Source organism: Ramlibacter sp. GCM10027632, assembly GCF_042675325.1.
In the GTDB taxonomy this organism is placed as follows: Bacteria; Pseudomonadota; Gammaproteobacteria; order Burkholderiales; family Burkholderiaceae_C; genus Ramlibacter.
Genome location: NZ_JBHTGW010000021.1, coordinates 1 through 2,438, shown reverse-complemented (window position 1 = coordinate 2,438; position 2,438 = coordinate 1). Strand labels below are relative to the sequence as shown.

Below are 2,438 nucleotides of genomic sequence, written 5' to 3'. Positions count from 1 at the left end.
TCAGTTGACGAACTGCTCGGTGCCCACGATGCCCAGCTTGTTGAGGCCATTGCGCTGGGCCGAGGCGAGCACGCCGGCGGTGGCCTCGTACTTCGCCTTGGGGTGCGAGCGAATGTGCAGCTCGGGCTGCGGCTGCATCGTGGCGGCCTGCTTGAGCAGCGCCTCCAGCTCGGTGCGCGAGCCCACCGGCTTGCCGTTCCAGTTCACCACGCTGTTGCCGTCCACGTCCACGCGCACCACCACCGGGTCGGCCTTCTTAGGCGCGTTCGACGGCAGCGGCATGTCCAGGTTCACCGCGTGCAGCTGCGCCGGGATCGTGATGATCAGCATGATCAGCAGCACCAGCATCACGTCGATCAGCGGCGTGGTGTTGATGTCCATCATCACCTCGGGCTCGTTGCCGGAGCCCCCGGTGCCTACGTTCATTCCCATGTGCGTGCTCCCTTGCTCTCAGCGATCGGACGGCTCGGTGATGAAGCCCACCTTGACGATGCCCGCGCGCTGCACCGAGTACATGACGCGGCCCACCGACTCGAAGGCGCTGGCGCCGTCGCCGCGGATCTGCACCTCCGGCTGCGGCTGCATGGCGGCGAACTTCCTCATGCGCTCGCTCAGGTCGGCCGTGTCCTTGATCGGCGTGTCGTACAGGAAGATGCGCCCGCCCCTGTCCACCGAGATGATCACGTTCTCCGGCTTGGTCTCGCGCACCACGTTCTTCTCCTTGGGCAGGTCCACCTTCACCGAGGTGGTCACCACCGGGATCGTGATCAGGAAGATGATCAGCAGCACCAGCATCACGTCCACCAGCGGCGTGGTGTTGATCGCGCCGATGATCTCGTCGTCGTCCTGCGACGCGCCTACGTTCATGCCCATGGCGGGTGTCTCCGGCTCGCTCGGGTTTTACTTCTTGGCCGAGGCCAGCAGCACCGCGTGCAGGTCGGCGCCGAAGGCGTTGACCTGGTCCATCACCGCCTTGTTGCGGCGCACCAGCCAGTTGTAGCCCAGCACCGCAGGCACGGCCACGGCCAGGCCGATGGCGGTCATGATCAGCGCCTCGCCCACCGGGCCGGCCACCTTGTCGATCGAGGCCTGGCCGCTCATGCCGATCTTCACCAGCGCGTGGTAGATGCCCCAGACGGTGCCGAACAGGCCCACGAAGGGCGCCGTGGAGCCCACCGTGGCCAGGAAGGCCAGGCCGTCCTGCATGCGGCTTTGCACGTTGGCGATGGCGCGGTTGATGCTCTGGGAGACCCAGGTGTTGAAGTCGATCGCGCCCAGCATGCCGTCATGCTTGGAAGCGCCCTCCAGGCCCTTCTCGGCGATGAAGCGGAAGGCGCTGCCCTCGTCCAGCGTGTCGGCGCCCTGGCGCACCGAGCCGGCGCTCCAGAAGTTCTCCTGCGCGCCGCGCGCCTGCTTGTTCAGCCTGGACTGCTCGGCCAGCTTGGTGAAGATCACGTACCACGAGCCCATGCTCATGATGATCATGATCACCAGCGTGCCCTTGGCCACGCCGTCGCCCTGGGCCCACAGCGCCTTCAGGCCGTAGGGGTTCTCCTCCTCGGCGGCCGGCTTGGCGGCGGCCGGGGCGGCGGTGGCTTCGGCCGCGGCAGCGGGGGCGGCGGGAGCGGCGGTCTGCGCCGACACGGGCAGGGCGGTGGCGATCAGGCCGGCCAGCAGGCCAGCGCACACGGCGAGTTGCTTGAGGGTCTTGAACATGGTGGTGTTTCCTCGGGAGGGATCGGTCAGGAAGATTCGGTTCGGGGTCGGGTTCGGGAGGGCGGCTGCCTCGATCACTCGAGGCGCCAGGTGTAGCGCATGGTCGCCCAGGCCTGCTCGGGCTTGCCGTCGGCGGTGGCGGGCTTGAAGGCGCACCGCGACAGGCCGGCGCGCGCGGCCTCGTCCAGGCGCCGGTAGCCGGAGGACTTCTCCACCTCGGCCTGGATCACCTTGCCGTCCACGCCCACCAGGAAGCGCAGCGTGACGGTGCCCTCCTCCTCGGCGCGGCGCGAGGCGCTGGGGTACTCGGGCTTCTCGCAGGCCGAGGCGTTGACCACGGCGGCCGTGCGCACCACCTCGCGCGGGGCCGCCGGCGGCGGCGGCGGTGCCGGCGGCGGCGGCGGCGCGGGCGGCGCCTGCACGGTGGACACCGCGGCGATCGCGTTGGCCGAGGGGGCTGCGGCCACCGGCACGTCCACCGGCGGCACATAGGCCGGCGGCGGCGGCGGCGGCAGGTTCTTGGGCGGCGGCGGCGGCGGCGGCGGGGGGATGTCGGGCTTCTGCTCCTCGAGCAGCACCGCCTCCACCGGGCCCTTGAGCTTCTTGACGAAGGCTCGGGCCAGGCCGGAGTTGATCGCCCAGAACAGCAGGGCATGCAGCACCACCACCGCGGCGAAGCCGACCAGGTGCTTGCTGGGTTTGCGTTGGCTGCTGGCGTAGTC

At 69.7% G+C, this 2,438-nt stretch carries 4 protein-coding genes; all 4 read right to left on the bottom strand.

What is annotated here, in order from left to right; translation table 11 throughout:
- Entirely contained in the window at positions 1–432 is a 432-nt protein-coding gene (locus ACFQZY_RS19115; RefSeq protein WP_377419139.1) for an ExbD/TolR family protein, read from the bottom strand.
- Between the two features lie 18 nt (positions 433–450).
- Positions 451–873, bottom strand: a complete 423-nt coding sequence (locus tag ACFQZY_RS19110) for an ExbD/TolR family protein (RefSeq protein WP_377419136.1) — start codon at positions 871–873, stop codon at positions 451–453.
- Positions 874–900: 27 nt separating this feature from the next.
- On the bottom strand, positions 901–1,716 hold the full coding sequence (locus ACFQZY_RS19105) for a MotA/TolQ/ExbB proton channel family protein (protein WP_377419133.1): 816 nt from the start codon (positions 1,714–1,716) through the stop codon (positions 901–903).
- Between the two features lie 74 nt (positions 1,717–1,790).
- The coding region (locus tag ACFQZY_RS19100) for an energy transducer TonB (protein WP_377419130.1) at positions 1,791–2,438 on the bottom strand (648 nt) is incomplete at its 5' end.

Excerpts from the sequence above, each read along its gene's own strand:
- ACFQZY_RS19115 (WP_377419139.1), bottom strand. The coding sequence starts at position 432 with ATGGGAATGAACGTAGGCACCGGGGGCTCCGGCAACGAGCCCGAGGTG.
- ACFQZY_RS19110 (WP_377419136.1), bottom strand. The coding sequence starts at position 873 with ATGGGCATGAACGTAGGCGCGTCGCAGGACGACGACGAGATCATCGGC.
- ACFQZY_RS19105 (WP_377419133.1), bottom strand. The coding sequence starts at position 1,716 with ATGTTCAAGACCCTCAAGCAACTCGCCGTGTGCGCTGGCCTGCTGGCC.